Origin of the sequence: Eubacterium sp. AF36-5BH, assembly GCF_003460505.1 — a bacterium.
GTDB lineage: Bacteria > Bacillota > Clostridia > Lachnospirales > Lachnospiraceae > Eubacterium_G.
Window position 1 is genome coordinate 252,212 of sequence record NZ_QTVG01000006.1, and the last position, 15,329, is coordinate 267,540.

Consider the following 15,329-nt stretch of genomic DNA (forward strand, 5'->3'; position numbering starts at 1 on the left):
AAGAGAAATAAAAGCGTTTTCTTTAGTGCAATTTGTTGTTTGAAAGGTGGAAATATGGTAAAATATAAATCAATCAAAGAGTGGAACTTTGAGATGAGAAAACGTTAATCGAAAGGAGAAAGATTATATGAGAAAGTTTAAAGGACTAAAAAAAGCAACAGCTATTACTTGTGCATTGTCTATGGTCGTAGCTGGCTTGCCAATGAGTTCACCGGTTTTTGCAGCAACAGATGAGCAGAAGGCTATGGTGGCAGATGCAACAAAGAACCTTGCATTAAGTAAGACTACAAGCTTATTTCCAGAATGTGCAGAAGGGGCTCAAGCAAACTTAAATGATGGAAAGTTAAAAGCAGATGTAACAGGAGATGCACATTGTGCATTAAGTAAGAAAGGATGGGGCTATACTGGTGAAAGTTATGCAGTAATAGATTTAGGTGATTATTATGATGCATCAACTATTGAACAGGTATTAGTACAGTATAAGGATGCTGCAGCTAATGACACATGTATTACAAGAGGTTATGAAATTCAGTTCTCATCTGATAATGCTACTTGGAATACTGTTGCAAGTGCAGGAGAAGATGTGACATTTGACAAGGATAATTGTACGGTTAATGATATTAGTACAACTGGTGCAGTTAGATATGTTAGAGCATATTATCCTAAGACTGCAGATTACGGAATCCAGATTACAGAAATTGCAGTTTTAGATACAAATGGGGACGCAAAAACAGTAGAGGTTTCACATTGTGAAAATGCAGCAGGTGTTACTGTTAAATCAGAAGATTACAATCAGATTACATATAACATAACCGCAGGAGAAAATCAGGCAGATTATAAGTATATGGTATATGATGATAATGTACTTGTAGGTAATCAGGTTGAAGCAGGAAAGGACTATAAGATAGATGGTGTTTCAGCAGGAATTCACAAACTTAAAGTTGTTTCTTCATATAATGGAACAACATCAGAAGGAATTGATAGTGAAGAAGTTACTGTAAAAGATTCTTCTGAATTATACACATCACCTAGAAATATTGTAAACAAGAACAATAATGCAGATGTTTCAATAACAGATATAAGTTCATATTATAGCGATGAATATGCTGAATCAGCAGTTAATATGATTGATGGTTTGTTAACAGCAGGAGAAGAAAAAAATGTTGCATTTAGAACTGGAAAAACATCACCACAAAGTTTTGTTATTGATTTAGGAAGAGAATATAAGACAGCTGAATTAGACAGATTTATGATTGCATATACTAATCCAAGAACATATGCAAAGAAATATTCTATTGAGTTATCAGATGATGGCGCAGAGTATAAAGAGGTTGCATCAGGAGATTCATTAATTTGTGGAACAGATGGTGTTCAACCGGCTTATAGCAATGCTGTTAAGTTAGATAAATTATCAAATTATGAAGCGGAAAATGTAAGATATGTAAAAGTAACACTTTCAGAAGGAGCAGTTAATTACGGCTACGTTATCAATGAAATTGCAATCGTAGCAAATACGGATACTCCTACATATACCACAACAGTTGATATTGATGCACCAGCAGATTTGAAAGCAGAATCAACTAAATACGGTGTTATAGATTATGAAATCGTGGCAGGTGAAGGTCAGGAAGATTATGAATACAATGTTTACGTAGATGGTAAACTTGCAGCAGAGAAAGTAAAAGCTGGAAAGGGTCAGTTAACAGGAGTTACAGACGGTACTCATAATATTAGTGTTAAGACTGTAAAAGATGGCTCATTATCAAAAGCAGTTACAAAAACAGTTGTAGTTCCACTTGATATTGTAGAAGATGGCACAAACTTAGTAAATGAAAATACTAAATGGACTCTTAACAATGAATCAGACAATTGGTCAGATAATCCATGTGGAACAGGAACATCACTAGCAACAGGAAGTGTTGTTGCCGGAGGAAACTGGTATTCATTAATGGCGCATACAACACTTGTCTTTGAACAGGGAAAAGTATATACAGTTAAGTTTACAATCAAATCAAATGTTAAGAAACAGTTCTTAGTTGCAACAAATACAAATGGAGATAAATTCTTAGCAAGTTCTGCAACAGCTACTTGGACAGGAAATGATGAAGAAGGATATACATGTGATTATTCAGCAGAGTTTGAGTGGACAGCAGCAACTTCAAAACAGAACTTTATAATTGCATTAGGACAGTTAACAACTGAAAAGGATGGAGATAGAGGAATTAAAGAAAATGATTCTATTGCAGCAGGTGATAGCATCAATGTATCAGTTACTGATATAAGTGTTGTTGGTAAGACAAAGCAGGTTGAATCTTCAGATACAACAACATCAACAACAACACCAAGTGCAACAACAAATCCAAGTGTAACAACACCAGATGCATCATCAGCAGATGTATCAACACCGGATGTATCAACACCAGATGTATCAACACCAGATGCATCAACACCAGATGCATCAACACCAGATGTATCAACGCCAGATGCATCAACACCAGATGCATCAACGCCAGACACATCAACTTCAGATGAAACAACAACACCTAAGGTAACAACAGTTAAACCAACAACAGCTAAGCCAACAACAGCTAAGCCAACAGTTAAGCCAACAACAAAGAAAGCTTCTCTTAAGAGTACAAAGGTTACTAAGAAGGTTTCAAAGAAACTTAGCTCAAAGAAGGTTAAATTAACATTTAAGAAAGTTAAAGGCGCTAAGAAATATGACATTCAGGTTTCAACAAGTAAGAAGTTCAAAAAAGTACTTTACAAGAAGACTGTTAAGAAAACAAAAGTAACTCTTTCAAGCAAGAAGTTAAAGGGCAAGAAGAAATTATATGTTAGAGTAAAGGCAGTTGGAGCTAAGAAGTGGTCTAAGCCGGTTAAGATTAAAATTAAAAAGTAGTTTAAAATAATAAAAACATTTTTAAGAGGATAGTCATAATGCTATCCTCTTTTTTCGTAAATTGCCCCTATTAATTAATAGGAATCAATGCTATAATCGTAAAGTATCATTTGCCAAAAAATGTATAAAAATGGGCTAAAAATACGAAAATGACAAATGAAAACATTTAACAAAGAGGAGGGAAAACACATGTTAAAAAAAGCAGTTAAGAAATTTTTATCTGTGGTGCTTGCAACAGCAATGGTAGTGAGCAGTATAACTGTTTACGGTGCAAGTGTTAAAGTGCCGGAAGACAGAGTGCTAACATCTGTAAAGGAATATAGTATAGCACCTGGAATTAAAGAGAAACACATTACAACAGTAGATAAGGATGGAAATAATCAGGTTCAGGCCTATATGGCAGAAATTGATTTGAAAACATCTAGTGTTGGAATGATGGCTGGTTATAAGAACTATGATAAGACTGGTAAATGGGGCATGCAGACAGTTCGAGATCAGGCGAAAGCAGCAGAAAAAGCAACAGGAAAAACAATCGTAGCAGCAATTAATGGTGACTATTTTGATATGGGAACAGGTCAGCCATGGGGTTCATTAGTTATGGGTGGAGATATTGTTCAGACTCAGAATGATCATCCATACTTTGCAATAATGAAAGATGGAACAGCTGATTGTAGAGAAGCATATGAACCTTTAGATGATGTAGTTGAAGCTATCGGTTCACCATTCTTTCTTGTAAAAGATGGAAAAGCTTTAGAAGAATTAGCAGCGGATCCTTATGCAATGCCAAGATGTGCAGTAGGTATTAAGGCAGACGGTTCAGTTATCATATATGAAGCGGATGGTAGACAGGCACCAAAGTCATGTGGTCAGTCACTTTATGAAACTGCAAAACAAATGGAAGCTATGGGGTGTGTTGAAGCATTATATTTAGATGGTGGTGGTTCAGCTACATTTGCAACAAAAACAGAAGGAACAGATTCATTAGAAGTAAAGAATAGCCCATCTGATGGAACAGAAAGAAAGGTTTCTTCATCATTATTCATTTATTCAGATGCAAAAGCAGATGGTGAATTTGATCATGCAACAATCTCACCTTTAGAGGAAGTATATACACCAGGTTCAACTGTACAGTTTGAAGCAACAGGTGTTGACAGTGCAGGTGGAAAGGCAGATTTACCTAAAGAAGCAACTTTTGTATTAAAAGATGATAGCTTTGGTAAAATTGATGGAACAACAGGTCAATTTGTTTCTAATGGAACAGAAGGAACTGTAGAAGTACAGTTAAAGTCAGGAGATAATGTTGTTGGTAGCACAACAATTGAAGTAAGAAAACCGGACAGCATTACATTCGTAAATGATGAAGTAAACCTTGGTTTTGAAGAAGAAACAGATTTAGGTTTAACTGTTAAGTGGAACAACAGACAGGTTAATTATGCAGATGGTGATTTTATTTGGACAACTGAAAATGTAACAGATGCTAACAAACAGCCTAGTGATTCATCAATTGGTACATTTAAGGATAATAAATTTACATCATCAGACGGAAATACTTTATATGGAACTATCAGATGTAAGTACAAAGATAGCGACATCCAGGCAACAATTAATGTTGTTGTAGGATTACAGCCAACAGTTGTATATGACTTTGAAGACCATACAATGGAAGATGGAACAGTAATTCCTGCAGCAGACTGGTATTCAACAGCAGCAGACAAGAAAGAACCAAACGCCGGATTTAAGACAATGAATTATGGCAGAGGTGGTAACGAGTCTACAGAAGTTGTTGATATTGCAAGTGGTGAGCCTGTAAGATTTGGTAATCATTCGCTTAAATTAAACTATGACTTCTCACAGTGTGGAGCTGTTACAGAAGGTGCATGCGTAGGTCTTGAAAATCCATCAGGAGACATACCTGGAACACCAACAGGAATTGGTATGTATGTATATGCACCGGAAGGAATACCAAACTTCTGGTTGAGAATTCAGCTATATGATGCTAACGGAACAGTTCTTAACTTGAACTTTACAGAAGAAGCAAAATTGGATGAACATAAACTTGGTGGTTTCGATTGGACAGGTTGGAAATATGTAGAAGCCAGTTTAAAGGATTATCAGGCACCATACAAATTCCTTGGAAACAATATGATTAGACTTATGTTCGTAAACGGAACAGGTATGGGTAAATACGACAAGGATGGAAATGAAATTCAGCCGAGCGACCGTAAGGGAGCAATCTATATTGACAACATCCAGTTCGTATATGGAGCGAATACTGATGATATAGACAATCCAAGTATTGATACAATTTCAGCCAACGGAACTGAATTAAATGATGATGCAGTGCTTGACACAAACAATGTAACATTCACAGCAAGAGCATCAGACTTACAAAACAAATACACATCAGGTGTAGATTTTACAACAGCAAACGTATGGTTAGATGGTGTTAATCTTACAAATGGCGGTAGTATGCATACTGACGTAAGTAAGGATGAAATCTCATTAAATAACCAGAAACTTGCAAACGGAAAGCATACTATCAAATTCTCTGTCAGAGACAAGTTTGGTAACGAAGCGTCAAAGACAAAGACTTTTGAAGTGAAAAATAAAGATGACAATACAGTTACAATTAATGCTACTTCACAGGGAGAAGCAAATATTGGTGACGAGGCGAACATCGACTTTACAGCAAGTGATGCAAGTAAAGTTAATGAATTAACAGCAACAGTTAAATTAGCAAAAGGTTATTCTGATTATTCAGTAAGTTATGCTGAAGGCTTTGAACAGGCAAAAGAACCTGAATATAACAAAGCAGACAATCAGGTAACAATCTATGCTAAGAAAAAAGCAAGTGAAACAAGTAATCAGATTGCAACTTATGCAGATACAGCAAACGAAGACTCAAATAAGATTGCAACATTATCTGTAAAGATTCCATTAGATGTAAGCGACGGAAGCAAATTCTCATATTCAATTCCTAGCGCAACATATAAGATTGCAGCAGGTGACGGTGAAGAAACATATACATTCGTACAGGATACAGAATATACAGATATTGGAGATTACTACACAATTTCTTTCAGTGACTTAATTGAAGGAATGGACATTACAATGTCAGTTAAAGACAGCAAGACAGGCAAGAGAGTGAAAGGTGTATCTGTTTATAAGGAGGATGGTGAACTTCTTGGTAAGACAGATTTAAGAGGAAATATTACAACATCTAAGTTTCAGGAAGCACAGGCAATTTCAGTTTATGCTCAGGATGACAATGGACATCGTTCATTTATTACAAAGGCACAGACATACGCTACAGCCGGCAATGAAGATGGTACACCAACATTTGTTAAGGTTAATGCTGTCAAAGATTCAACATCTATGAAGAATATCACTTGGGTTTCAAAACCGGGCGTAAGTGAAGACACACCTGTTGTTTTATACGCAAAGAAGAGTGATTATGAAAAAGATGGAGACGCTGCATTCAAGAAGGTTGAAGGCAAGTGCAAACTTACATCTCTTTCAGGATATTCAGATGTAAAATCAAATAAAATTATCTATGCTAATTCAGCAGAAATTAATGATTTAGATGCTGATACAACTTACGTATACAAAGTTGGAGACGGAGATTTATGGTCTAAGGAATATGAATTTACAACTGCTTACAAGAATGAAGATACTAAGTTCTTCTTAGTTGGTGATACACAGGCAGACGATACAACAATTATTTCTAAGATTACAGATATGATTTCAAAAGAACACTATGATTTTGGTGTTCAGACAGGTGACTTTGTAGATGATCCTACAAAGTACGATTACTGGGATAATATTTTAACAGCCTTTGATGGGGATATGTTCAAGGGTGTTGATATGATTCACGTAACAGGTAACCATGAATTAGCAGGTGATCCTGAATCAACAATTGCAAAGAATATGTTCAATATTGAAAGTGAACATCACTATTCAGTAACTTATGGAAATGTATACGTTGCAGTTATCGGATACACAGCTTCAAAGAATCAGACAATTGAAGATGCAAAATGGTTAGTAGAAGATGCAGCAAAGAGCAATGCAAAATGGAAAGTTGTTGTGTCACATCAACCACCTTATGGAACAAATGAAACAACACATGACTGCGAAAACGTACATAAGTATATTTCAGAAGCATGTGACGAAGCTGGTATTGATTTTATGTTCTCAGGACATGATCATGCTTATGCAAGAACAAATCCATTAAAGGCAGGCACAAGAGACACAGAAAACGGAACAGTATATTATGTATGTGGTTCAACAGGTGAAAAATCATACCCTGCAACAAATGTAAGAGGTTATGATTTCGCTAAATTTGGAAACACAGACTACGACGGAATTTATTTCTCAGTTGATGCAAATGCATCAGGATTTACAGTTGATGTATATGATCAGGATGGAGATTTATTAGACACATATACAAAGTCAAAAGGTGAATGTGTAAATGGAATCCATGATTATGTATATCAGGGAGATGGACATTTAATATGTAAGAAGTGTGATGGCTCAAGAAAAGTTGACGGTTATACAGGTATTGCAACTAATAAAGACAATGGTCTTCCAATGTTCTTTGCAAATGGAAATCTTGATAAGAACAGATGGAAAACAAATGACAATGACAACTACTATGTAGGAGAAGACGGAGTAGCAGTTACAGGCAAGAATACAATTGACGGAAAAGAATATACTTTTGATGAAAATGGTAAGTTTGTAAGAGGCTCATTTGTTGAAGAAGTTGTTAAGGATAAGAAAGGCAAAGATGTTACAATTACAAGATACTACACAGCAGGCGGTAGCTATGCATTAATGTGGCAGGAAATTGACGGAAATCTCTATTACTTCCAGAACAGCGGTAAAGAAATGGGTCGTATGTTATCAGGCGGTCAGTGGATTATCACAACAAGAGGTAAGAATACAAAGAGAACTTACACATTTGCTAAAGACGGTAAGCTTACAGTAGGTGCTTTTGAAGATGAACTTGATTCAGATGGAAATGTTAAGGGTACAAGATATTACTGGGGTGATAATTATGTAACAGGTGAAGTAGAAATTAAGGGCAAGAAGTACAAGTTTGATGAAAACGGCTACATGGTAAAAGAGCCTGAAACTACAACTGATACAACAACAGAACCAGCAACAACAGAACCTACTACAACAACAGAAAAGCCGACTACACCGGCAACTACAACACAGAAACCAACAACACAGAAGCCAACAACTAAGAAGCCAACAACTGTAGTTACAACACAGAAACTTGGTAAGGCAAGTGTTGCTAAGAAATCAGCTAAGAGAGTTTCTAAGAAGAAAATCTCATTAATGGTTAAGAAGGTTAATAAGGCTAATGGATATCAGGTAAGAGTTTACACAACAAAGAAAAATGCTAATAACAACAAGAAAGCGTTAGTAACTTGTACAAAGAAAGTTGTAAAAGCTAATAAGAACGCAGTAACAATTAAAGTAACTTCTAAGAAGTTTAAGAATAAGAAAACTTTATATGCAAGAGTAAGAGCATTTAGAAAAGTTGGTAAGAATACATCTTATGGAAAATGGTCAAAACCTGTTAAGATTAAAAACAAATAAGAATAGGAGCAGATAATGTACAGAAAAATAGTTAAGAAAATTATTTCTTGTACAACAGTTTGCACTTTAATTTTAGGTATGAGCAGTGTCAATTTCGACACTGCTTATGCTGAAAATGGGAGTGGATCCGATGTTAGTACAGTAGCTGAAAAAAATACTGAAGACACAAAAGAAAATTTGGCAGGAAACACATCAACAGACGATTACGATGTGACAAAAAGTGGTTTGCCTGTTGTATACATTAACACAGAAGGCAATGCAGAAATTGCATCTAAGGAAGACTACATTGATGCTAATTTAAAAATTCAGGATGCAGGAACAGATGGAACAGACGGAAAAGTAGAATATGATGGGGTTACAGAAGTAAAAGGTCATGGAAATTCTACATGGAGATGGTTTCCAAAAAAAGCATATAAATTAAAATTAGATAAGAAAACAAGCCTATTTGGAATGGGCAAAAATAAACATTGGTTATTACTTTCCAATTATATAGATGAAACTCAGATGAGAAATGCGCTTTCATCAAAGATAGGTAAAACATTTGGTGTAACAGCCATGGATACTGTTTGGGTTGAGGTGGTTCTTAATGGAAAAAACCTTGGAACTTACCAATTATGTGAACAGGTAAAAATATCAAAAGACAGAGCAGATACTTATGACTGGGAAGACACTGCAGGAACAATTGCAGAAAAAATCGCCAAGAAAAATGATTTGTCTAAAAAGGAAGAAAAGGCACTTTCAACACAAATGGAAGAAGACCTTAACTGGATGACAACTAAAACAGTTACATACAATGACGTTACATACAATATCGATAACTATTATGAAATTCCAAACGCTAACGGTGGATTCTTAATGGAAATTGACAACAATGCTGATGAGGCATCCTTGTTTTATACAGACAAGAAACAGTGTGTTATGTTTAAAAATCCGGAATTTATTAAAACAAACGAAACTGTCTTTAATGGCATTAAGACATATATGCAGAATTTTGAAAATGCCACATATAGCACAGACGGTTGTATTGACATAGACGGTGTAAAAACATCTTATACACAGTTATGTAATTTCGATTCTCTTGTAGCTTTTTGGTTTGCTTCTGAAATTCAGGTAAATGAATTTGGCGGAAGAAGTACATACGTTACAAAGGAAATAGATGGCGGTTTAACTTTTGGTCCTATTTGGGATTATGATTTCAGTTCAGGCTCTGTTGCACCTTTCGGAGCACAGGGAATTGAACGTTGGACTGCAAAGGACAGAACATGGTTCTCACAGTATGTAAAAGATCCTTACTTTGTTATAAAAGCAAGAGAACTTTATATGAAAAATAGAGATTTCTTAAATAATATTTATGCTGATGGAGGCTTACTTGACGGCTGGCATGACACATTAAAAACATCAGCGACACATAATGAAAGTATGTGGTTCTATTCAAAAGGTTTTGAAGGAGATTTTGCAACTTTAAAACAGTGGATGAAGAAGAGACTTACATGGATTAATGAACAGTTTGGAACAGACGCCTCAGCAATGAAATCATTTGGTGCACCTGTAAGCAAGGATATAACTGTTTCAATGACAGAAAATAATGGCACAAACAGCGACAACGCATTTCATGTAAGCACCAATACAGATAAGGTTACATTGAAGTTTAAGTCAGATAACAAGGCTGATACTTCATTTAACTACTACATTAACGGAAAATACATTGATAATGTTAAATCTGAGAACAATGAAGTAGCAATAACAATTCCTGCAGAATTATTAACTAATAAAGATTCAAAGAACGTTGTTACAGTATGGGCAAAGGATGCAAATGGTAACCTTACAAGAATGAACTATGCTACTGTAAACTTTACAGATAAGCAAAGTCATACAGTAACATTCAAGGATGAAAAAGGAATTGAAACAACAGAAGTTTTAGATGGCGACACTGTTTACATGGACTATCCAAAATCAGATTCAGCTAATAGAATTTTTGTAGGCTGGACTGATGGAACAACAACTTATGACAAAGAATCACGCGTAGTTGTAAAAGAAGACATTGAACTGGTACCTGTCTGGGAACAGTGTGCAGATGGAGGTTTGGAACATACATGGAAAGAAGAAGTACCTGAAGGTGATGACTTTGAATGTAGTACATGTGGAAAAACTAAATTAGACAAAAACACATACAAGGACATAACAAAGATTTACTGTAATTTAAGCTTAAGATACTCTAATAGCTATACAGGTGGAGAAACAATACCAACAATTGATGTATACTATGATAATAAGAAATTAACAAAAGATGTTGATTATACAATCTCATTTAGAAATGACGTCAATGTAGGTTACGCTACATACACAATTAAGGGTATTAAGAAAAATGGCTTCAAAGGAACAGCGGAAATGTCATATAGAATAATACCAAGAGCCATTTATGCGTGTGTTTCTTATAATATTTTAGGGACTTATGAATATACAGGAAAGCCAATAGAGGCTAAGAATTATTCTGTAAGATTAATTAACAATGAACTAAACTATAATTGCCTATTAACTGAAGGAGTAGACTACACAGTAACATATCAAAATAATGTTGAAGTAGGTGAAGGAACAGCTATCCTTACAGGATTTGGAAACTTTAATAATACAAAGAATGTAAAAATGACTATAATCCCGGCAAAGGTAAAAGCTTTTGCAGGCAAAGCAAACGGCAAAAATGTAACATTGTCATGGAATAAGTCAGAAGAAGTAAGTGGTTACAATGTTTACAGAAGAACAACTTCTACAGAAGAATGGACAAAAATCGCTAATGTGAAAGATACATCTTATGTAGATTCAGATATAAAAGAAGGCAAAACATATAGTTATGCAATTGAAGGCTACACTGCAAAAGACGACAAAACTTATGTAGGTAAGAAGGTTGAAATTGAAGTTAAGAATACTCAGGAAACAACAACTAAGCCTACAACAACAACTAAACCATCAACAACATGCAAAAAGCCTACAACAACAGCTAAGCCAACAACATCAAAGAACACAGGCAAACTTGCTAAGACAAAGCTTATAACTACAAGTAAAAAGAATAATTCTAAAAAGATTAGTATAAGTTTCAAAAAGGTTAAGGGAGCAAAGAAATATACAGTACAGATTTCTGCAACAAAGAATTTTAAAAAAGTTCTTGTTAAGAAAACAGTGAAGAAAACAAAAGTTTCAATAACAAGCTCAAAAGTTAAAAAGAAAAAGGTATTGTATGTAAGAGTAAAAGCTGTAGGCGCAGCTAAATGGTCCAAGCCAAAGAAAGTTAGAATTAAAAAATAAATACTTATTTTACTAAAATAAAAAATCAAACTGCAATATATTTGTCCGAGGAAGAAAACTCGATGTATTGTCAGTTTGATTTTTTTGTACTATTTGCAATATAGTGAGTGACTTTTAGCTTTGTTATGTAATAAAAATTAATAAAAAAAACATTTTTTATACAAAAAATATAAAAAATATACAGTGAATAGTGCAATTTGCGTAAAAATAATAACAAAAAACATACATAATACACAAAAATTCGCCTGGAACCGTTACAAGGGGAAAAATTGTTTTATATAAAATTGACACTTAAAAAAAAAATGGTATACTTAAGTGGAGCCAAAAATTGGCAACAGAAGATTGAATGAAAATATTATAGGATGATTCAATCGGGTATGTTTTTTTACAATGAAAGGAGAAATAGAGATGAAAAAACAGCTTAAAAAAGCCGTAGCTATCGTTAGCGCATTAGCAATGGTAGTTGCAGGAATTACAGTAACTCCTAATTATGTAGGAGCAGAAACAACAGGAGTAGAAGCACCAGCAGAACAGTTAAAAGAAATTGGTGGAGATGCAGCAGCAACTTGGTTCTATGATGAAGCAAAGACAACAGGAATTGAAAAAGTTGTAAATATTCAGAAACCAGGTTTCGCTAAAGAAAGCGGTGTTTATGTATCAGTACCAGCAGGAATTTCAAAGGTTACTGTAAATGGTAATGATGATGCAGCTTTAACAGCAATCCAGGGAGCTGGAGTTGTAGTATATTTAACATCATTAACAAAAGAATACAACACAGTTGTAATTACATACGCTAATGGAGAAGGAACAGTTGTAATTAAGAATGTTAATGGAACAAAAGATACAGTAACTACAAAAGCAGACGTAACATCAGCAGACGTAACTTCACCAGATGCATCATCAGCAGACGTAACTTCACCAGATGCATCATCAGCAGACGTAACATCAGCAGATGTAACTTCACCAGATGCATCATCAGCAGATGTAACTTCAGCAGACGTAACATCAGCAGATGTAACTTCACCAGATGCATCATCAGCAGACGTAACATCAGCAGATGTAACTTCACCAGATGCATCATCAGCAGACGTAACATCAGCAGACGCAACATCAGCAGATGTAACAACAACACCAAAGACTACAACAGTTAAGCCAACAACAGCTAAGCCAAAGGCAACAACAAAGAAAGTTTCACTTAAGCAGACAAAGGTTACTAAGAAAGTAACAAAGAAACTTAGCTCAAAGAAAGTTAAATTAACATTCAAGAAAGTTAAGGGTGCTAAGAAGTACACAGTACAGGTATCAACAAGCAAGAAGTTTAAGAAAGTTCTTTACAAGAAGACAGTTAAGAAGACAAAAGTTACTCTTTCAAGCAAGAAATTAAAGAACAAGAAGAAATTATATGTAAGAGTAAAAGCTGTAGGCGCTAAGAAATGGTCAAAGCCAGTAGCTATTAAGATTAAGAAATAATTATAATTACATATTTTAATCTAACATAAGATCCTTATGAATTGTGATGGTTCGTAAGGGTCTTTTTGTGTGCCAAAAGTTTAATTTGTTGTGTGTGAGTGTTTGGTAAATATGAAAAATAGTAACCCTTTGCAAAGTATATGAGTTCGTTAATTTCAGAACTAATAAAAATGATTTTTATATAAAAAGACACCTTAATAAAAAATAGGCTACTAATTTTGAAAAATGAATCTGCTAGAATGAAAGCAGAATGTGATGAAAGACGCATCGAATCTAATACAATTTTTTGAAAGGAGTAGGATATGAGAAAACAATTTAAGAAGGGTGTTGCTATTTTAAGTGCAGTTTCTATGGTGGCAGCAGGTATATCATATGTACCACAGAATGTAAAAGCTGACGCACCAGTGATAGCAGTTCAGGATAGCGAAGAAGGAGTGGATTATTCAAGCCTTACATATACAAAGGCAGAACCAAATGGTGGTGGAGAGTTCCCAGAACTTTATTATTCAGTTATAACAGATGAACTTCATGCAAATGTAGGTTATTTTGATGCAGGAGCAACATTCCAGTTTGCTTATTCAGCAGATAATAAGCAGGAGGATACAAAGATTACAGTAAATGGCGTTGAAACTGAACCAGGTGCTGGGGTTGTATCAATGTATATTAGTGGCTTAACAAAGTTGAATCCGAAAGCAATGGAAGATAATGCTTATACACATGTTGTTATTACAAGCACAACAGGTAAGCTTGAAATTGTGTTTAAGAAAGGTACCCCAGCAAGTTCTGACACAACAACAACTACAACAACAGAACCAACAACTACAACAACAGAACCAACAACTACAACAACAACAACAACTACTACTACTACTACAGAAGCACCTGAAGTTACAACACCTGCAAAGGTACCTGGTTTAACATATGCAGGAAATGAAACTTTACCATTTTATTTTGCATGGCAGGGTGTAGCAGGAGCTAATGGTTACAATGTATATTTAGATGGAAAACTTATCACTAAAGTAGACGGTGTAACATACGAATTTAGTAAAGACTTATTTGCAGAAGCTCGTGAATATATAATTGAAGTAGCTGCTGTAAATGAAGCGGGAGAAGGCATCAAAGCTGAATATAAATATACTGTAGAATCTAAAGAACCTGATTCAACAAAGAATGAGGAGACAGATTCAACAAAAAATGAAGAGTCAAATTCATCATCATCAACAGAAGAAGATGTAAAAGTACCTGTTGCAGTTACAGGATTAGCATATACAGGAACAGAAGAAGCATCATTCAAATTCTCATGGGATGCATCAGAAGGTGCTGAATCATATAATGTATACTTAAACGATAAATTTGTTACATCAACTGTAACACCTGAATATAGCTTTGACACTGCATTATTTGAAAAAGCAGGCACATACACAATTTCAGTTGAAGCTGTAAACAAAGCAGGTAAGAGTGATAAGACATCAATTGACTATGTTGTAAAAGAACCAGCTTCAAGTGAATCAAAAGACGATAATACAAAAGTTACAATGCCAAGTGATTATACAGCATTTGAGAATAACGCAGATTTTGGATATAAGTTTGTAAGTGCACCTGAAGCTGCAAAAGCAGAGGTTAAAACAGACCAGGGAGAAAACTTATTTATTGCCTTTACAGCAGTAGAAGGATTTTTACCTGATTACACAGGATTAAAAGTTAATGGAACAGACGTGGATGTTGCGAAAGGTGCAGGAATTACACTTCCAAAATCTTTATTAACAAAGAAAGTAAATGAAGTTATTATTTTAGACAAAGATGGAAAAGAAGTAGTTCTTAACGTATTTAACGTAAATGGAGAAGGAGAAATTCCAACGAGTCCAAGTGTAACTGAACCAGATGCATCAACACCAGATGCATCAACACCAGATGTATCAACACCAGATGCATCAACACCAGATGCATCAACACCAGATACATCAAAACCAGATGAAACAACAACACCAAAGCCTACAACAGCTAAGCCAACAACAGCTAAGCCAACAGTTAAACCAACAACAGCTAAGCCAAC

4 protein-coding genes and 1 pseudogene are annotated in these 15,329 nt (G+C 35.0%); all 5 read left to right on the forward strand.

Annotated features, from left to right (window positions below; all coding sequences use genetic code 11):
* Window positions 1-127 precede the first annotated feature (127 nt).
* The gene (locus tag DW006_RS12370) at window positions 128-2,902 is read left to right on the forward strand and encodes a discoidin domain-containing protein (RefSeq protein ID WP_117999824.1); all 2,775 of its coding nucleotides are present in this window, start codon (window positions 128-130) and stop codon (window positions 2,900-2,902) included.
* A gap of 189 nt (window positions 2,903-3,091) precedes the next feature.
* Window positions 3,092-8,506 carry a phosphodiester glycosidase family protein gene (locus DW006_RS08165; protein WP_158561094.1) on the forward strand — a complete coding sequence of 1,805 codons (5,415 nt, stop codon included), beginning with the start codon at window positions 3,092-3,094 and terminating at the stop codon, window positions 8,504-8,506.
* 15 nt (window positions 8,507-8,521) lie between these two features.
* Window positions 8,522-11,806 carry a CotH kinase family protein gene (locus DW006_RS08170; RefSeq protein ID WP_117999826.1) on the forward strand — a complete coding sequence of 1,095 codons (3,285 nt, stop codon included), beginning with the start codon at window positions 8,522-8,524 and terminating at the stop codon, window positions 11,804-11,806.
* A 408-nt stretch (window positions 11,807-12,214) separates the two neighbouring features.
* Window positions 12,215-13,276 (forward strand): hypothetical protein, encoded by a 1,062-nt coding sequence (locus DW006_RS12310; protein ID WP_243002598.1) that lies wholly within the window; start codon window positions 12,215-12,217, stop codon window positions 13,274-13,276.
* A 302-nt stretch (window positions 13,277-13,578) separates the two neighbouring features.
* A pseudogene (locus tag DW006_RS12150) lies at window positions 13,579-15,329 on the forward strand (hypothetical protein); the annotation flags it as partial.